This is a genomic window from Rhodococcus sp. NPDC003383 (assembly GCF_053589115.1).
In genome coordinates this window covers 1-15,582 of sequence record NZ_JBSFRG010000056.1, presented here as the reverse complement: position 1 = coordinate 15,582, position 15,582 = coordinate 1, and the positions used below count along the sequence as shown (strand labels likewise).

Annotated in this window: 2 protein-coding genes; both read right to left on the bottom strand. The window is 69.8% G+C overall.

Features of this window, described 5'->3' with window-relative positions:
- A partial coding sequence (locus ACWDTS_RS27895) for an amino acid adenylation domain-containing protein (protein ID WP_450119444.1) occupies nucleotides 1-7,250 on the bottom strand: 7,250 nt, incomplete at its 3' end.
- Nucleotides 7,251-15,582, bottom strand: an 8,332-nt coding sequence (locus ACWDTS_RS27890) for an amino acid adenylation domain-containing protein (RefSeq protein WP_450119443.1), incomplete at its 5' end; no start/stop codon positions are given.

Here is a 15,582-nt window from a genome sequence, read left to right as displayed (position 1 = left end):
ACCAACTGATTCGCCACCGCCCGATGCGGCACCGCCACACCCTTCGGACGACCCGTCGAACCCGACGTGAAGATCACATACGCCGTGTGCTCCGGGCGCAGCGGAACGATCCGCTCCTCGTCCGTGATCGGCGCGGTGGACAGATCCGTGGTCACCGCGTCGTCGACGAACAGCACCGGCCGCCCACCACCGCCGACGCCGAAGACACCGCCACCGAAATCGTCACGGTGCGTGGTCAGCACACACACCGGATCCGCGGTGCCGAGAATGTAGTCCGTCCGCTCTGCCGGCTGATCCGGATCCACCGGCAGGTAGGCACCACCGGCCTTCGCGACCGCAACCATGCCGATCACCAGCTCCACCGACCGGCGCATACCCAGTGCCACAGTGGATTCCGCGCGCACTCCAGCGGCGATCAGCTGCCGCGCCAGCAGGTTGGCACGGGCGTCGAACTCGCGATAGGTCAGCGCGACACCGTCGGCCTGGACAGCGACGGCGTCCGGGTTCGCGGCGACCTGCGCGTCGAACAACGACACCAACGTCGCCGACGCATCCACCTCGTGCGCAGTGTCGTTGAACGACTCCAGAATTCGCGACCGCTCCCCCGCACCGAGGATCTCCAGATCCCCGACCGGGCGCGACGGATCCGCCACGATCTCCTCGAGCACCCGCACGAACCGCTCGACGAACGAAACCACCGTCGATTCGTCGAACAACGCGGTCGCAAAGGTCACGAAACCACCGATCCCCGCAGGAACCCCGGCCTCGTCGTAGGTGTCCTGCACGATCCAGTGCAGGTCGAACTGCGAGGTCCGGTGCTCGAGGTCGAGCGGGGCGATGGCGAGGTCGTCGAGTTCGAGGCTGGCCTCGTTCAGGTTCTGGAACGAGAAGCCGACCTGGAACAGCGGATGCCGCGCCGTCGACCGCGCCGGATTCAGCACCTCCACCAGCCGCTCGAACGGCACATCCGCATGCGCGAACGCCTGCAGATCCGACTCCCGAACCGCCCCCAGCAACTCCTCGAACGAGCCACCCGAACGCACATCCGCCCGCAACACCAACGTATTGACGAACATGCCGATCAGATCGTCGAGCTCACGCTCACCACGCCCGGCGATCGGCGTGCCCACCGCGACATCCGACGTGCCCGACAACCGCGCCAGCAGCACCGACAACGCCGCGTGCACCACCATGAACAACGTCGCATTGTGCGCCCGCGCCAACTGCACCAACCGCCCGTGCAGCTCCGCCGGCACCGCGACGTCGACCCGCGCACCGGCCACCGACTGCACCGCCGGACGCGGACGATCGGCCGGCAACTCCAGCTGATCCGGCAACCCGGCCAGAGCGCCACGCCAGAACGCCAGCTGCTGCGAGATGAGCGAGGACGGATCGTCCTCCGAGCCCAGCACCGACCGCTGCCACAACGCGTAGTCCGCGTACTGCACCGCCGGCGGCTCCCAGGACGGGGCTCCGCCGCCGATCCGGGCGCTGTAGGCGAGCATCACGTCCCGCACGAACGGCGCCATCGACGCACCGTCGGCCGAGATGTGGTGCACCGCCATCGCCAGCACGAACTCGTCGCCGCCGAGATCGAACAAGCGGATGCGCAGGGGCACTTCACTCGTCACGTCGAACGGCCGCACCATGAAGTCCGTGACGGCGGCGAGCAGCTGCTCGGCCGTGGTCCGTTCGACGTCGACGTCCGGAACGGACTGCAGCACCGGCAGCACGACCTGGACGGGTCCGTCCGCGGTCTCCGGGTACACCGTGCGCAGCGACTCGTGCCGCGCCACCACGTCGGCGACCGCCGCGCGCAGCGCCTCGACGTTGAGGGCACCGCGGATCCGCAGAGCCATCGGCAGGTTGTAGGCGGTCGAGTCCGGGTCGAAGCGGTTGAGGAACCACATGCGGGACTGCGCCAGCGACAACGGAATCCGCTCCGGGCGCACCTGTGCCGTGAGCGCAGCCCGTCCACCCGCACCGACGTGCGACTCGAGCCGGGCGGCCAGGTCCACTACTGTCGAGGCTTCGAACAATGTACGGACCTGGACGCGGGTGTCGAGTGCCGCGCCCAGACGCGAGACCACCTGGGTCGCGATCAGCGAGTTGCCGCCGAGCGCGAAGAAGTCGTCGTCGAGACCGACCCGCTCGATGCCGAGCACCTCGCCGAACACCCCGGCGACGATCTCCTCCACCGGCGTGGTGGGGGCACGGAACTCGCGAGCTTCGAACTCCGGTTCCGGCAGCGCCTTGCGGTCGAGCTTGCCGGACGCGTTGAGCGGGAACGCGTCGAGCACGGTCACCACCGACGGAACCATGTACGACGGAAGCGCCGCGGCGGCGGCCGTGCGTGCGGCGCCGGCGTCGATCACCGCGCCCGGCACCGGGACGACATAGGCGACCAGGTGCTGGCCGGTCGACGATTCGTGCACGAGCACCACCGCCGACAACACGGACGGATCGGCGGACAGGACCGCTTCGATCTCGCCGAGCTCGATGCGCTGGCCGCGGAACTTCACCTGGAAGTCGGTGCGGCCGATGTAGACCAGTTCCGGTTCGCCACCGGCCGTGGGAGTCCAGCGGACGAGGTCACCGGTGCGGTACATGCGCTCGCCCGGCGCACCGTACGGGTCGGCGACGAAACGGTCGGCGGTCAGGTCGACCCGGCCGTGATACCCGCGCGCGAGCTGGACGCCCGACAGGTACAGCTCACCCGCGACCCCGAACGGCACGGGACGTAGACGCGAATCCAGCACCAGCGCACCGGAATTCCACACCGGACGACCGATCGTCACGGCGGCGTCGGGCCGCACCGCGGCCTCGGTTGCATGCACGGTGAACTCGGTCGGGCCGTACAGGTTGTGCAGCGCGGCCCCCGGAATCGCCGCGTGCACCTGGGCGGCGGCGGACGGCGGAAACGCTTCACCGGCGACGAGCACAGCACGCAGGGACGCGGCACCCCCGGACCCGAGCACCGAGACGAAGGGACCGAGCATCGACGGCACGAACGACACCATCGTGACCGACTGATCGTCGATCAACTGCGCGAGATAGACGGGGTCGCGGTGCCCGTCCGGCTCCGCGATCACCATGCGCGCACCGGCGATCAGTGTGCAGAACAGTTCCCACACCGAAACATCGAAGGTCACGGGGGTCTTGAGCAGCACCACGTCGGACGAGTCGATCCCGAAGCGATCCGTGAGCCACAGCACCTGGTTCACCACGGAGCGCTGCGCGACGGACACACCCTTCGGGCGGCCCGTCGAGCCGGAGGTGAACAGCACGTACGCGGTGTTGTCCGGACGCAGCACCGATCGCCGGTCGGCGTCGGTGACGGGTGCGTCGGAGACGGTCGGATCGTCGTCGCCGGCGACGAGCACGGTCCGGTCGCCGAACCGCTCGGCGTCGGCGGCGTCGGCCACCAGCACGCACAGCGGCGCGGCGGTGTCGAGGATGTAGTCGATCCGGTCGGCGGGCTGATCCGGGTCGACGGGCACGTAGGCGCCGCCCGCGGTGAGCACCGCGTACATCGCCACCACGAGATCGGCGGACCTGCGCATGGCCAGCGCGACCCGCACCTCGGGCCCGACGCCCTGCGCGACCAGCCGTCGCGCGAGCCGGTTCACCCGGGAGGCGAACTCGCCGTAGGTCAGGCTCTGCCCGCCGGACACCACGGCGACCGCACCGGGGTTGTCCGCGGCGCGCGCCTCGAACAGCGCCGGTAAGGTCGTTGACGCGTCGATGGCGTGCCGCATCGCGTCGACACCTGCCACGAGCGCGTCGCGCTCGGCCGCGTCGAGCAGTTCGATGTCACCGACCACGGCAGCGGGATCCGCCGCGACCGCTTCCAGCACCCGCACGAAGCGGGCGGCGATCGACTCGACGGTCGCGGTGTCGAACAGGTCCGTCGCGTACGACATCTCGACGAGCAGACCGTTGTCGGCGCCGTCGGGATGGTCCGCAACCGTGACCTGCAGGTCGAACTTCGCCAGGTCGTAGTCGAATTCGACGCCGCTGACGGTCAGACCCGGCAGTTCGAGCCGGGTGTTGTCCATGTTCTGGAACGCGAGCGCCACCTGGAACAGGGGATGCCGGGACTGCGACCGGACCGGATTGAGGACCTCGACAAGCCGCTCGAACGGAACCTCCGCGTGGGCGAAGGCCCGCAGGTCCGATGCCCGGACCCGGGACAGCAGTTCGGTGAACTGCTCGGCGGGATCGACCGCCGAGCGCAGGACGAGCGGATTGACGAACATGCCGATCAGGTCGTCGAGCGCGACGTCCCCACGGCCCGCGACGGGAGAACCGATTGCGATGTCGCGCGAGCCGGACAGCCGCGACAGCAGTACGGCCAGCGCACTGTGCACGACCATGAACAGCGTGGCGTTGTTGTCCCGCGCGACCGCGTTCAGCCGGTTCCGGAGCTTCGCGTCCACGGAGAACCGCAGCAGGTCACCGTGGCTGGTCGCCACCGCCGGACGCGGCCGGTCGGTGGGCAGCGGAAGCTCGTCGGGCAGATCTGCGAGTTCCCGCTTCCAGAAGTCGATCTGGCGTGCCGCGACCGACTCCGGATCGTCCTCCGAACCGAGCATCTCCCGCTGCCAGATGCTGTAGTCGGCGTACTGCACCGTCAACGGCTGCCAGTCGGGGGACTCCCCCGCCGACCGCGCGGCGTAGGCGGTCATGACGTCCCGGGTGAGGGGACCCATCGAGAAGCCGTCCCCGGCGATGTGGTGCACGGAGAACGCCAGCACGTGCTCGGTCGCGCTGATCTCGAACAGCCCCGCCCAGAACGGCACCCGCTGGGTGACGTCGAACGGTGCCGCCATCTTCTCCGCGATCCGCTCGGCGACCTCGCTCTCCGACACGGCCACCGGGCTCAGGTCCGGGATGACCTCGCGGGTCGGCACGACCTTCTGGTAGCCGACGCCGTCGACCTCCGGGTACACCGTCCGCAGCACCTCGTGCCGCGCGAGCACGTCGGCCACCGCGATCTGCAGGGCGTGCCGGTCGAGAAGCCCGGACAGCCGCAGCGCGAACGGAATGTTGTTGACCGCGGAGTCGGGTTCGAGCTGGTTGAGGAACCACATGCGCTGCTGCGCCAGCGACAGCGGCACCCGGTCGGGACGCGGCATCGGACGCAACGGAAGCCGCGGCCCGGTTCCGCGGTCGGCGGCCTCGTCGACGAGTCGCGCCAGATCGGCCACGGTGGGCGCGTCGAAGAACTCCCCGACCTCGACGTGCACCGAGAACCGCGAGTTGATCCGGGCGACGGCTCGCGTCGCGATGAGCGAGTTGCCGCCGAGCTCGAAGAAGTCGTCGTCGGCGCCGACCCGCTCCGCACCGAGGAGGTCCGCGAAGATCTGCGCGACCGCCTGTTCGGCGGGCGTCGACGGTTCGCGGTACTCCCGCGCGGACGCGAAGTCCGGGGCGGGCAGCGCCTTGCGGTCGAGCTTTCCGCTGGCGTTGAGCGGGAATTCGTCGAGCTGGACGAACAGGTTCGGAACCATGTAGTCCGGGAGCCGCTCGCGGGCGGTCGCGGTCAGCTCGGCCGTGTCGAGGGTGACTCCCCCCGTCGCGACGACGTACGCGACGAGGTGGTCGCCGGTGACCGGATCGGAGTGCACGACCACCACGGCCTGGGACACGTCGTCCCGTCCGAGGATCGCCGCTTCGATCTCGCCGAGTTCGACGCGCAGTCCGCGCAGCTTGACCTGGAAGTCGACGCGTCCGATGTAGTCGAGCTGTCCGTCGGGGCGGCGCCGGACGAGGTCACCCGTCCGGTACATGCGTTCGCCGTTGCGGCCGGTGGGGTCGGCGACGAAACGATCCGAGGTCAGATCCGGCCGGGCGACGTAGCCGCGCGCGAGCTGGACACCCGACAGGTACAGCTCGCCGGGGACGCCGGGCGGGACCGGCCGGAGCGCGTCGTCGAGCACGTGCAGTCCGGTTTCGTCGACGGCGGCGCCGATCGGGATCGTCCTGTCGCCGCGTGCGGTCGCGTAGTAGGTGACGTCGACGGCGGCTTCGGTGGGACCGTAGAGATTGTGCAGCTCTGCCGAGCTGATCTCGTGGAAGCGGGCGACGGTCTGCGCAGGCAGCGCCTCGCCGGACGCGAAAACGTAACGGAGAGAATCGGTTCGGGAAGCGAGCGGCTCCGCGACGAAGACCGAGAGCATCGACGGCACGAAGTGCAGTGCCGTCACACCGCGGTCGGCGATCGTGCGGGCGAGGTACTCGGGGTCGCGATGACCGTCGGGCACCGCGATCACCAGGCGCGCTCCGACCTGCAACGGCCAGAAGAACTCCCACACCGAGACGTCGAACGTGAACGGAGTCTTCTGCAGGATGACGTCGGCCTCGGTGAAGCCGTACTCGCGCTGACGCCAGCGCAGATTCGCCACGATGGCCCGATGCGCGACGGCCACACCCTTGGGCAGGCCCGTCGAGCCCGACGTGAAGATGATGTAGGCGGTGTTGTCGGGGCGCAGCGGACCGGTGCGGTCGGCGTCCGCGAGCGGAGCCTCGTCGAAACCGGTCAGGTCGAGCCGATCCACCTCGTGGAGCGCAACGTGTGCGGGCACCTCGATTCCGTCGCGCGAGGTCGTCAGGACCGCGACGGGACGTGCTGCGGCGAGGACGTGCGCGATGCGGTCGGCCGGGTGGTCCGGGTCGAGCGGCACGTAGGCACCGCCGGCCTTGACGATGCCGTACATGGCGACGAGCAGATCCAGCGATCGGCGGATCGCGAGGCCCACCGTCGTCTCCGGACCCACGCCGATCGAGACGAGGTAGCGGGCCATTCGGTTGGCGGCGGCGTCGAACTGCGCGTAGGTGAGGGTCTCCCCCTCGAACTCGAGGGCGATCGCATCCGGCGTGCGGGCGACCTGCTCCTCGAACAGCGCCGGCAGGGTGTCGGCCGCCCGGGCGACGACGGGCACGTCGACGACCTCACCGGTGTCGCAGATGAGGGTCTCGACGACACCGGCGAGGCCACCGTCCGCTTCGGATTCGAGCAGGGCGGGAACGAGGTTCGACAGCACCACCGGAACGAGGGCGTCCGGACCGAGCGCTCCGCCCATCGCGGTGTCGAGAACGGTCAGTTCGTCGTGGAGCGTTCCGTAGGTGACGGCGGTGTCACCGTGCGAGAGCGCGACCCGCTCGGGCGCTACCGCCGCCACCTCTGAAATCAGCCGCGGGAGGTCCTCGATGGTGAGAGATTCCTGACCGGGCTTCCGAACCGACATCTACCTTTTCCTCTGTGTCGCCAAGCTCTGCGCTTGGGTGATGAGTGACTCGATCAGTGCGGCGTATCCGTCGACGCCCAGGGCCGGGAGGATTCCCGGAACCAGACCGGACAGGGCCACCGAGACCTGCGCCTCCGGCTTGAGCGTCGCCCCCATCGCCTTGGCGACCGACACCAGCTTGTCGTTCAACGCACCGAAGGTGACGGTGGCGTCGCCGTGGGTCAGGGCGATCTCGTCGGGCCGGGCTGCCGCGGCGGCCGCCACCAGCTCGGGCAGGTCCGCGGCAGTGAGCTTCCGCTGCGGCGTCAGGCTCGCGCGTTCCTCGTCGTCGAGGATGTCGATCTCGCGGATCACGACGCCGGGGTTGTCGGTGACCGCGTCGACGACCCGCAGGTACCGCTTCGCGAAGCGGGCGACGGACTCCTCGTCGAACAGGTCGGTGGCGTACGTGAACAGCAGCCGGATGCCTCCACGGCGACCGTGCTCGTCGAACATCTCGCCGCCGCTGAGCTGCAGATCGAACTTCGCCTGGTCGAAGTTGCCCTCGACCACCGAGACCTCGAGTCCCGGCAGCTGCAGCGACCGCGGCGCCATGTTCTGGAACGCGAACAGCACCTGGACGACCGGCGAGTACGCGGCGGTCCGGCGGCGGCCGAGCGCGTCGACGACCCGCTCGAACGGCACGTCGGCGTTGCCGAACGCCCCGAGGTCGCGGTCGCGGACCTGGGCGAGCAGATCGACGAACCCGGCGCTCGACTCGACCTCCGTGCGCAGGGCCAGAGTGTTGACGAACATGCCGATCAGATCGTCGAGCGCCGCCTCACCGCGACCGGCGGTCGGCGTTCCGATGACGATGTCGCCGGTCCCGGTCAGCTTGGACAGCAACACCGCGAAGGCGGCGTGCATCACCATGAAGACCGTCGAGTTGTGCTCGCGCGCAACCTTGTCCAGCAGTTCGGCCTGGTTCGCATCCAGCGCGAACTCGTACTCCGCGCCGCGCATGGAGGCGCGTGCGGGCCGCGGCCGGTCCGTCGGCAACTCGAGCAGTTCGGGGGCGCCGGCGAGCGTGGACGACCAGTAGTCGAGCTGCCGCGCCACCGCGGACTCGGGGTCGTTCTCGTCACCGAGGATCTCCCGCTGCCACAGCGCGTAGTCGGCGTACTGGACCGGCAACGGCGACCAGGTCGGCATCTCGCCGTCGAGACGGGATGCGTAGGCCGTCATCACGTCCCGGGTGAGCGGGCCCATCGAGAACCCGTCCGCGCTGATGTGGTGGACGACCATGACCAGCACGTGATCGGTGGGGCTGACCGAGAACAACCGGCCTCGGACCGGCGCACTCGTCGTGACGTCGAACCCGGTACCGATCATCTCGGCGATCCTGGTCGGCAGCAACGCCTCCGACACCTCCACCGGCGCCAGGTGCGGCGCGGCGTCGGCGACCGGCAGGATTTCCTGCACCGGTCCGTCGTCGGTGTCCGGGTAACGGGTCCGCAGCACCTCGTGCCGGTCGAAGACGTCCCGCACCGCAGCACCGAGCGCCGGCACGTCGAGCAGGCCCGACAGCCGCAGCACGACCGGGATGTTGTAGGCGGCGGACGCCGGATTCATCCGGTTGAGCACCCACATCCGCTGCTGCGCGAGCGACAGCGGCACCCGTTCCGGATGCGGCCGTGCGACCAGCGCCGGTCGCGCTCCCGATCCCACGCCGGCTTCCGCACGAGCCGCCAGCGCCGACACCGTCGACGCCTCGAACAGCGCCCGGACCGGAACCGTCGTATCCAGCGCCGCACCGATCCGTGCCGTCACCTGCGTCGCGAGCAGCGAGTTGCCACCCAGCATGAAGAAGTCGTCGTCGGCACCGACCCGCTCGGTCCCGAGCACCTCCGCGAAGATCCCGGCCACGATCTGCTCGATCGGGGTGGCAGGGGCACGGAACTCCTTGGCCTCGAACACCGGTTCCGGCAGCGCCTTACGGTCGAGCTTGCCGTTGATGTTCAGCGGCAGCGCGTCGAGCACGAGGAAGACCGCCGGCACCATGTAGCCCGGCAGGCCGCGGACGGCCTCGGCACGGATGTCGTCGACGACGAGATCCGCCCCGGTGACCGGAACCAGGTAGGCGACCAGCTGATCGCCGAGCCGATCGTCGTGGTGGACGAGCACGACGGCCTGCGCCACGGACGGATGCGCCGCGAGCACCGCCTCGATCTCGCCGAGCTCGATCCGGAATCCGCGGACCTTCACCTGGAAGTCGGTGCGCCCGACGTACCGGAGGGTGCCCTCGTCGGTCCAGGCGACGAGGTCGCCGGTGCGGTACAGCCGGCTTCCGGCCGGGCCGAACGGGTCTGCGACGAACCGTTCCGCCGTCAGATCCGGGCGCCCGAAGTAGCCCCGGGCCAGCTGCGTACCGGCGAGATACAGCTCGCCGAGGACACCGGACGGGACCGGCCGCAGCCGCTCGTCGAGCACGTACAGCCGGGTGTTCCACTCCGGTCCGCCGATCGAGACGGTCGCGGTGTCGTGCTCGGTCACCTCGTGACTGGTGACCGACACCGCGGCCTCGGTGGGCCCGTACAGGTTGAACAGCGCCGTGTTCGGGTTCCCGGACCGCACGGTCTGCGCGAGGTGCGCAGGCAGTGCCTCACCGATGGCGAGGACGCGCCGCAACGACGAGGGCAGTGCCCCACCGGATTCCGTCGTCAATGCTTCGATCATCGACGGCACCGCGTGCAGCGTGGTCACGCCGCGGCTGCGCATCAGTTCGTTGAGATAGGCCGGATCACGGTGACCGCCTGCCTCGGCGACCACCAGGCGCGCACCGGACACCGGCGCCGACCAGAACTCCCACACCGACAGGTCGAACGTGGCCGCGGTCTTCAGTAGCACCGCGTCCCCGGAGCCGAGATCGAATTCCGCCTTCTTCCAGAGCATCTGGTTGACGACAGCACGATGCGAGACGGCGACGCCCTTGGGCCGGCCGGTCGAACCGGACGTGAAGATCACGTACGCGGTGTTGTCCGGATGCAACGGTGCGAGACGTTCGGCGTCGGTGACCGGAGCTTCCGCGCCGGACGCGCCGACGTGGTCGTCGACGAGGACCACCGCACGGTTGCCGTCCACCGCGAATCCGTCGCGCGCGCTCGTGAGCACACACACCGGGTCGGCGGTGTCGAGGATGTACTCGGTGCGCTCCGCGGGCTGATCGGGATCGATCGGCACGTAGGCGCCGCCTGCCGCGGACACCGCGTACATGCCCACCACGAGGTCGATCGAACGACGCATCCCCAACGCCACCAACGATTCCGGGCCGACCCCGGCGCCGATCAGGCGGCGGGCGAGCCGTGCGACCCGGGCACCGAACTCGCGGTAGGTCAGCGTCGTCGTCTCGTCCTCGATCGCCGGGGCGTCCGGCGTCGCGGCGACCTGGGCGTCGAACAGCGACACCAGTGTCGCGTCCGGAACGGTGCGCGCCGTGTCGTTCCACTCGGTGAGCATCCGGCCACGCTCGTCCGGCGCGAGGATCTCGATGTCGCCGACGGGCGCTGCCGGATCGGTGACGATCGATTCGAGAACCCGCACGAACCTGCCGGCGAACGACGCGACGGTGTCCTCGTCGAACAGATCGGTCGCGTAGCTGAACACCGCGTCGATCCCGGCCGGTGCTCCCGCGTCGTCGTACCGGTCGGTGAGGAACAACTGCAGGTCGAACTGCGCGACGCCGGTGTCGAGTTCGAGACCGGACACCGTCAGGGCCGGCAGCTCGAGCGAGGTGCGGGACAGGTTCTGGAAGGAGAACCCGACCTGGAACAGCGGGTGGCGGGCCGTCGAGCGCTGCGGGTTCAGCACCTCGACCAGCCGCTCGAACGGCACATCCGCATGCGCGAATGCGTTCAGGTCCGTCTCGCGGACCGCTTCGAGCAGCTCGCCGAACGACAGTTCCGGACGCACACCGGTCCGCAGGACGAGGGTGTTGACGAACATGCCGACGAGGTCGTCGAGCGCCCGCTCACCGCGACCGGCGATGGGGGTACCGACGGCGATGTCGTGGGTACCGGACAGGCGCGCGAGCAGGACCGCGAACGCGGCGTGGGCCACCATGAACAGCGTGGTGTTGCCGCTGCGCGCGACCGCACCGAGCCGCTGATGCAGCTCCGCGTCGATCTCGAACGTGACCCGTCCACCCCGGAACGACTGGGTCGCCGGGCGCGGCCGGTCGGTCGGGAGCTCGAGCTGATCGGGCACGTCCGCCAGGGCCTCGCGCCAGTAACCGATCTGCTTCGAGATCAGCGACGCCTCGTCGTCCTCCGCACCGAGCAGCCGCCGCTGCCAGATTGCGTAGTCGGCGTACTGCACCGCGAGCGGATTCCAGTCCGGCGCACGACCGTCCAGACGGGCGGCGTAGGCGGTCATCAGATCCCGCGCGAACGGCCCCATCGAGGAACCGTCGGCCGCGATGTGGTGCAGGACCAGCGCGAGGACGTGCCGCTCCGCGGAGAGGCTGTACAGGCGGATCTGCAGCGGCACCGCCGTGGTCACGTCGAACGCGGTCGCCGCCAGCTCGGCCAGCAGGCCCGGCAGCTCCGACTCCGTGGTCACCACGGGTTCGAGATCCGGGACCGCCTCGGCCGCAGGCAGAACGACCTGCACCGGGGCACCCGCGTTCTCCGGGTACACGGTGCGCAGCACCTCGTGCCGGGCCACCACGTCGGCCACCGCGGCACGCATCGCCGCCACGTCCAGGCGGCCCGTCAGGCTCAGCGCCATCGGGATGTTGTAGGCGGTGGACTCGTTGTCGAACCGGTTGAGGAACCACATGCGTTGCTGCGCGAGCGACAGCGGCACCCGCGCCGGGCGCGGCTGCGCGTGCAACTCGAGCCGCCCGGATCCCGCGTGCGATTCGATCCGCGACGCCAGCGATTCGACGGTCGACGCCTCGAACAGTTCCCGGACCGGGATCCGGGCGTCGAGCGCGGCTCCGAGCCGGGAGACGACCTGGGTCGCCACGAGCGAGTTGCCGCCGAGTTCGAAGAAGTCGTCGTCGAGGCCGACGCGCTCGACGCCGAGAACCTCGGCGAACACGCCGGCGACGATCTCCTCGATCGGGGTCTGCGGCGCACGGAACCCGCGCACCTCGAACACCGGTTCCGGCAGCGCCTTCCGGTCGAGCTTGCCGTTCGCGGTGAGCGGCAGTGCGTCGAGCACGACCACCACGTCCGGAATCATGTACGCGGTCAGGAACTCACCGACCGCGTCGCGCACCGCGACCGGGTCGACGGTCTCGCCCACCCGCGGCACCACGTAGCCGATCAACCGATCGCCGGTGCGTTCGGAGCGGCGGACGACCGCCACGGCCTGGGCGACCCCGGAACAACGGGTCAACGCGGACTCGATCTCCCCGAGCTCGATCCGGAAGCCGCGCAGCTGCACCTGGAAATCGGAGCGGCCCGCGTACTCGAGGAGGCCGTCGGCGTTCCACCGGGCGAGGTCGCCGGTGCGGTACATCAGGCCCGCCGCGCCTTCCGGCGCATACGGGTCGGCCACGAAGCGGCCCGCGGTCAGCGCCGGCTGCCCCAGGTAACCCCGCGACAGCTGCTCACCGGCCACGTACATCTGGCCCTGGACCCCGACAGGGACCGGACGCAGCCGCTCGTCGAGCACGTACACCCGCAGGCCCGGCAGCGCCCGGCCGATCACGCTCGCCGCCGACGACCGCGCCATCTCCGCGGTCAGCGCCAGGAACGACACGTGCACCGTGGTCTCGGTGATGCCGTACATGTTGACCAGCCGGGGCGCGTCGTCGCGGTGCCGTTCGAACCAACCGGTGAGCTTGCCGAGGTCGAGCGCCTCACCACCGAAGATCACGTGCCGCAGGGACAGGGCGCCGGCGGCTGTGCCTTCGAGGGCGCTCGCGCCCGTACCCTCCTCCATCGCGGCCCGGTCGGCCTCCACGAACTGGTAGAACGCCGATGGTGTCTGGTTGAGCACCGTGACACCGTTGCGCACCACGAGTTCCCGGAACTGTTCGGGCGAGCGCGACGTGAAGTAGTCGACGACGACCAGCGTGCCGCCGTACAGCAGCGGACCCCACAGTTCCCACACGGAGAAGTCGAACGCGTACGAGTGGAACATCGTCCACACGTCGGTTTCGTCGAATCCGAACAGGGGCTGCGCATTCGCGAGCAGTTCGACGACGTTGCGGTGCACGACGGCGACGCCCTTCGGCCGGCCCGTCGAACCCGAGGTGTAGATGACGTACGCCGGGTGCGACGAGCGGAGCGGCACGAGCCGGTCCGCGTCGGTCACGGGCCGGGTGTCGAACTCCGCCGGGTCGAGGGTGTCCAGCAGCAGGACCTCGACGCCGTCCACCGCCGGGATCGACTGCCGATCCACGGTGGTGGTCAGCACGACGACGGGCGCACCGTCCTCGAGCATGTACGCGATGCGGTCCTGCGGATAGGTCACATCGACCGGCAGGTACGCGGCACCGGAGGTGAGGACCGCGAGCAGCGCCACGATCAGCGACTCGTCACGCGGCAGCGCGACCGCCACGAGCGATCCCGGTCCGACCCCCGACTCGATCAGGCGGCGGGCCAGGCCGTTGACCCGGGCCGAGAGCTCCGCGTAGGTCAGCGATGTCCCGCCGGCCACCACGGCGGCGTTGTCCGGCCACGACTCGGCCGCGGCAGCGAACAACGACGGCAGCGTCGCCGCCGGATCGACCTGCGTGCCGGGCGTGGACCACGCCTCGAGGACCTCGGTGCGTTCGGTCGCGGAGAGCAGTTCGACGTCGCCGACCGCGGTCGACGGATCGGCGAGCAGACCGGTCAGGAGCCGCTCGAAACGCTCCGCGTACGACGCGACGGTCGCTTCGTCGAACAGGTCCGTCGCGTAGGTCCACTCGACGGTGTATCCGCCTTCGGGGGCCGACGTGAAGGTGACCTGAAGGTCGAATTTCGCGACGTGAGCGTCGAATTCGACCGTGCGCGCGGTGAGCCCGTCGAGCTCGAGTACCGCCTGCGCCATGTTCTGGAACGTCAGCACGACCTGGAACAGCGGGTGCCGGTTCTGCGCCCGCTCGGGGTCGAGCACCTCCACGAGCCGCTCGAACGGCACATCGGCCTGCGCGAACGCGCCGAGGTCGATGTCCTTGGTCCGGGCCAGCAAGCCCGCGAACGACTCACCGAGGTCGATGCCGGTCCGCAGCACCAGGGTGTTGACGAACATGCCCACGACGTCGTCGAGGGCCTCCTCGCCGCGACCTGCCACCGGCGTACCGATCGCGATGTCGCCGGAACCGGACAGCCGGGACAGCAGCACCGACAGAGCGCTGTGCACGACCATGAACGGCGTCGCCCGATGAGCCTGGGCGACCCGGTCGACGAGCCTGCCGGTCTCCGGTGCGATCCGCGAGACATAGTTGTTGCCGCGGTACGACGACACCGCCGGACGCGGCCGGTCGGCCGGAAGATTCAACTCCTCCGGCAGACCCGCCAGGGTCGACTTCCAGTAGTCCAGCTGAGCGGACGCGACGGACTGCGGATCGGCTTCGTCGCCCAGAATCTCGCGCTGCCACAGCGTGTAGTCGGCGTACTGCACGGCGAGCGGCGACCAGGTCGGCACCTCCGCGTGCGTGCGCGCCGCATAGGCGATCATCACGTCACGGGTCAGCGGTGCCATCGAGAAGCCGTCCGCCGCAATGTGATGCACGACGAACACGAGCACGCTCTCGGTGGCGGACACCTTCAGCAGGCGCGCACGCACCGGCGGTGCGAGCGTCACGTCGAACCCGGCGCCGGCGAACTCGGTGACGACCGTGAGCACGTCGCTCTCGGCGACATCGTCGACCCCGAGGTCGATCCGCGCCGCATCCGGCGGGAGCACCTGCTGGTAACCCACCCCGTCGATCTCGGGGTAGACGGTCCGCAGGGTCTCGTGCCGGGCGACGACGTCGTTCACCGCGCGGGTCAACGCCTCGACGTCGAGGGCTCCGGTGAGCCGGATCGCGACCGGGATGTTGTTCACACCGGATTCGGTGTCGAAGCGGTTGAGGAACCACATCCGGGATTGCGCCGCGGACAACGGAATACGCTCCGGCCGTTCGGAAACCGCGGTGAGCGCCTTCCGAGCGCCCACTCCCGCGGACCGCTCGACACGGGTCGCCAGCGCCGCGACGGTCGACGCCTCGAACAGGACGCGCACCGGCACCGCCGTGTCGAGGGCGGCGCCCAGCCGGGCCGCGACCTGGGTCGCGATCAGCGAATTACCACCCAACGCAAAGAAATCGTCATCCGCACCGACCCGCTCCACCCCGAGCACATCGGCGAACACCCCC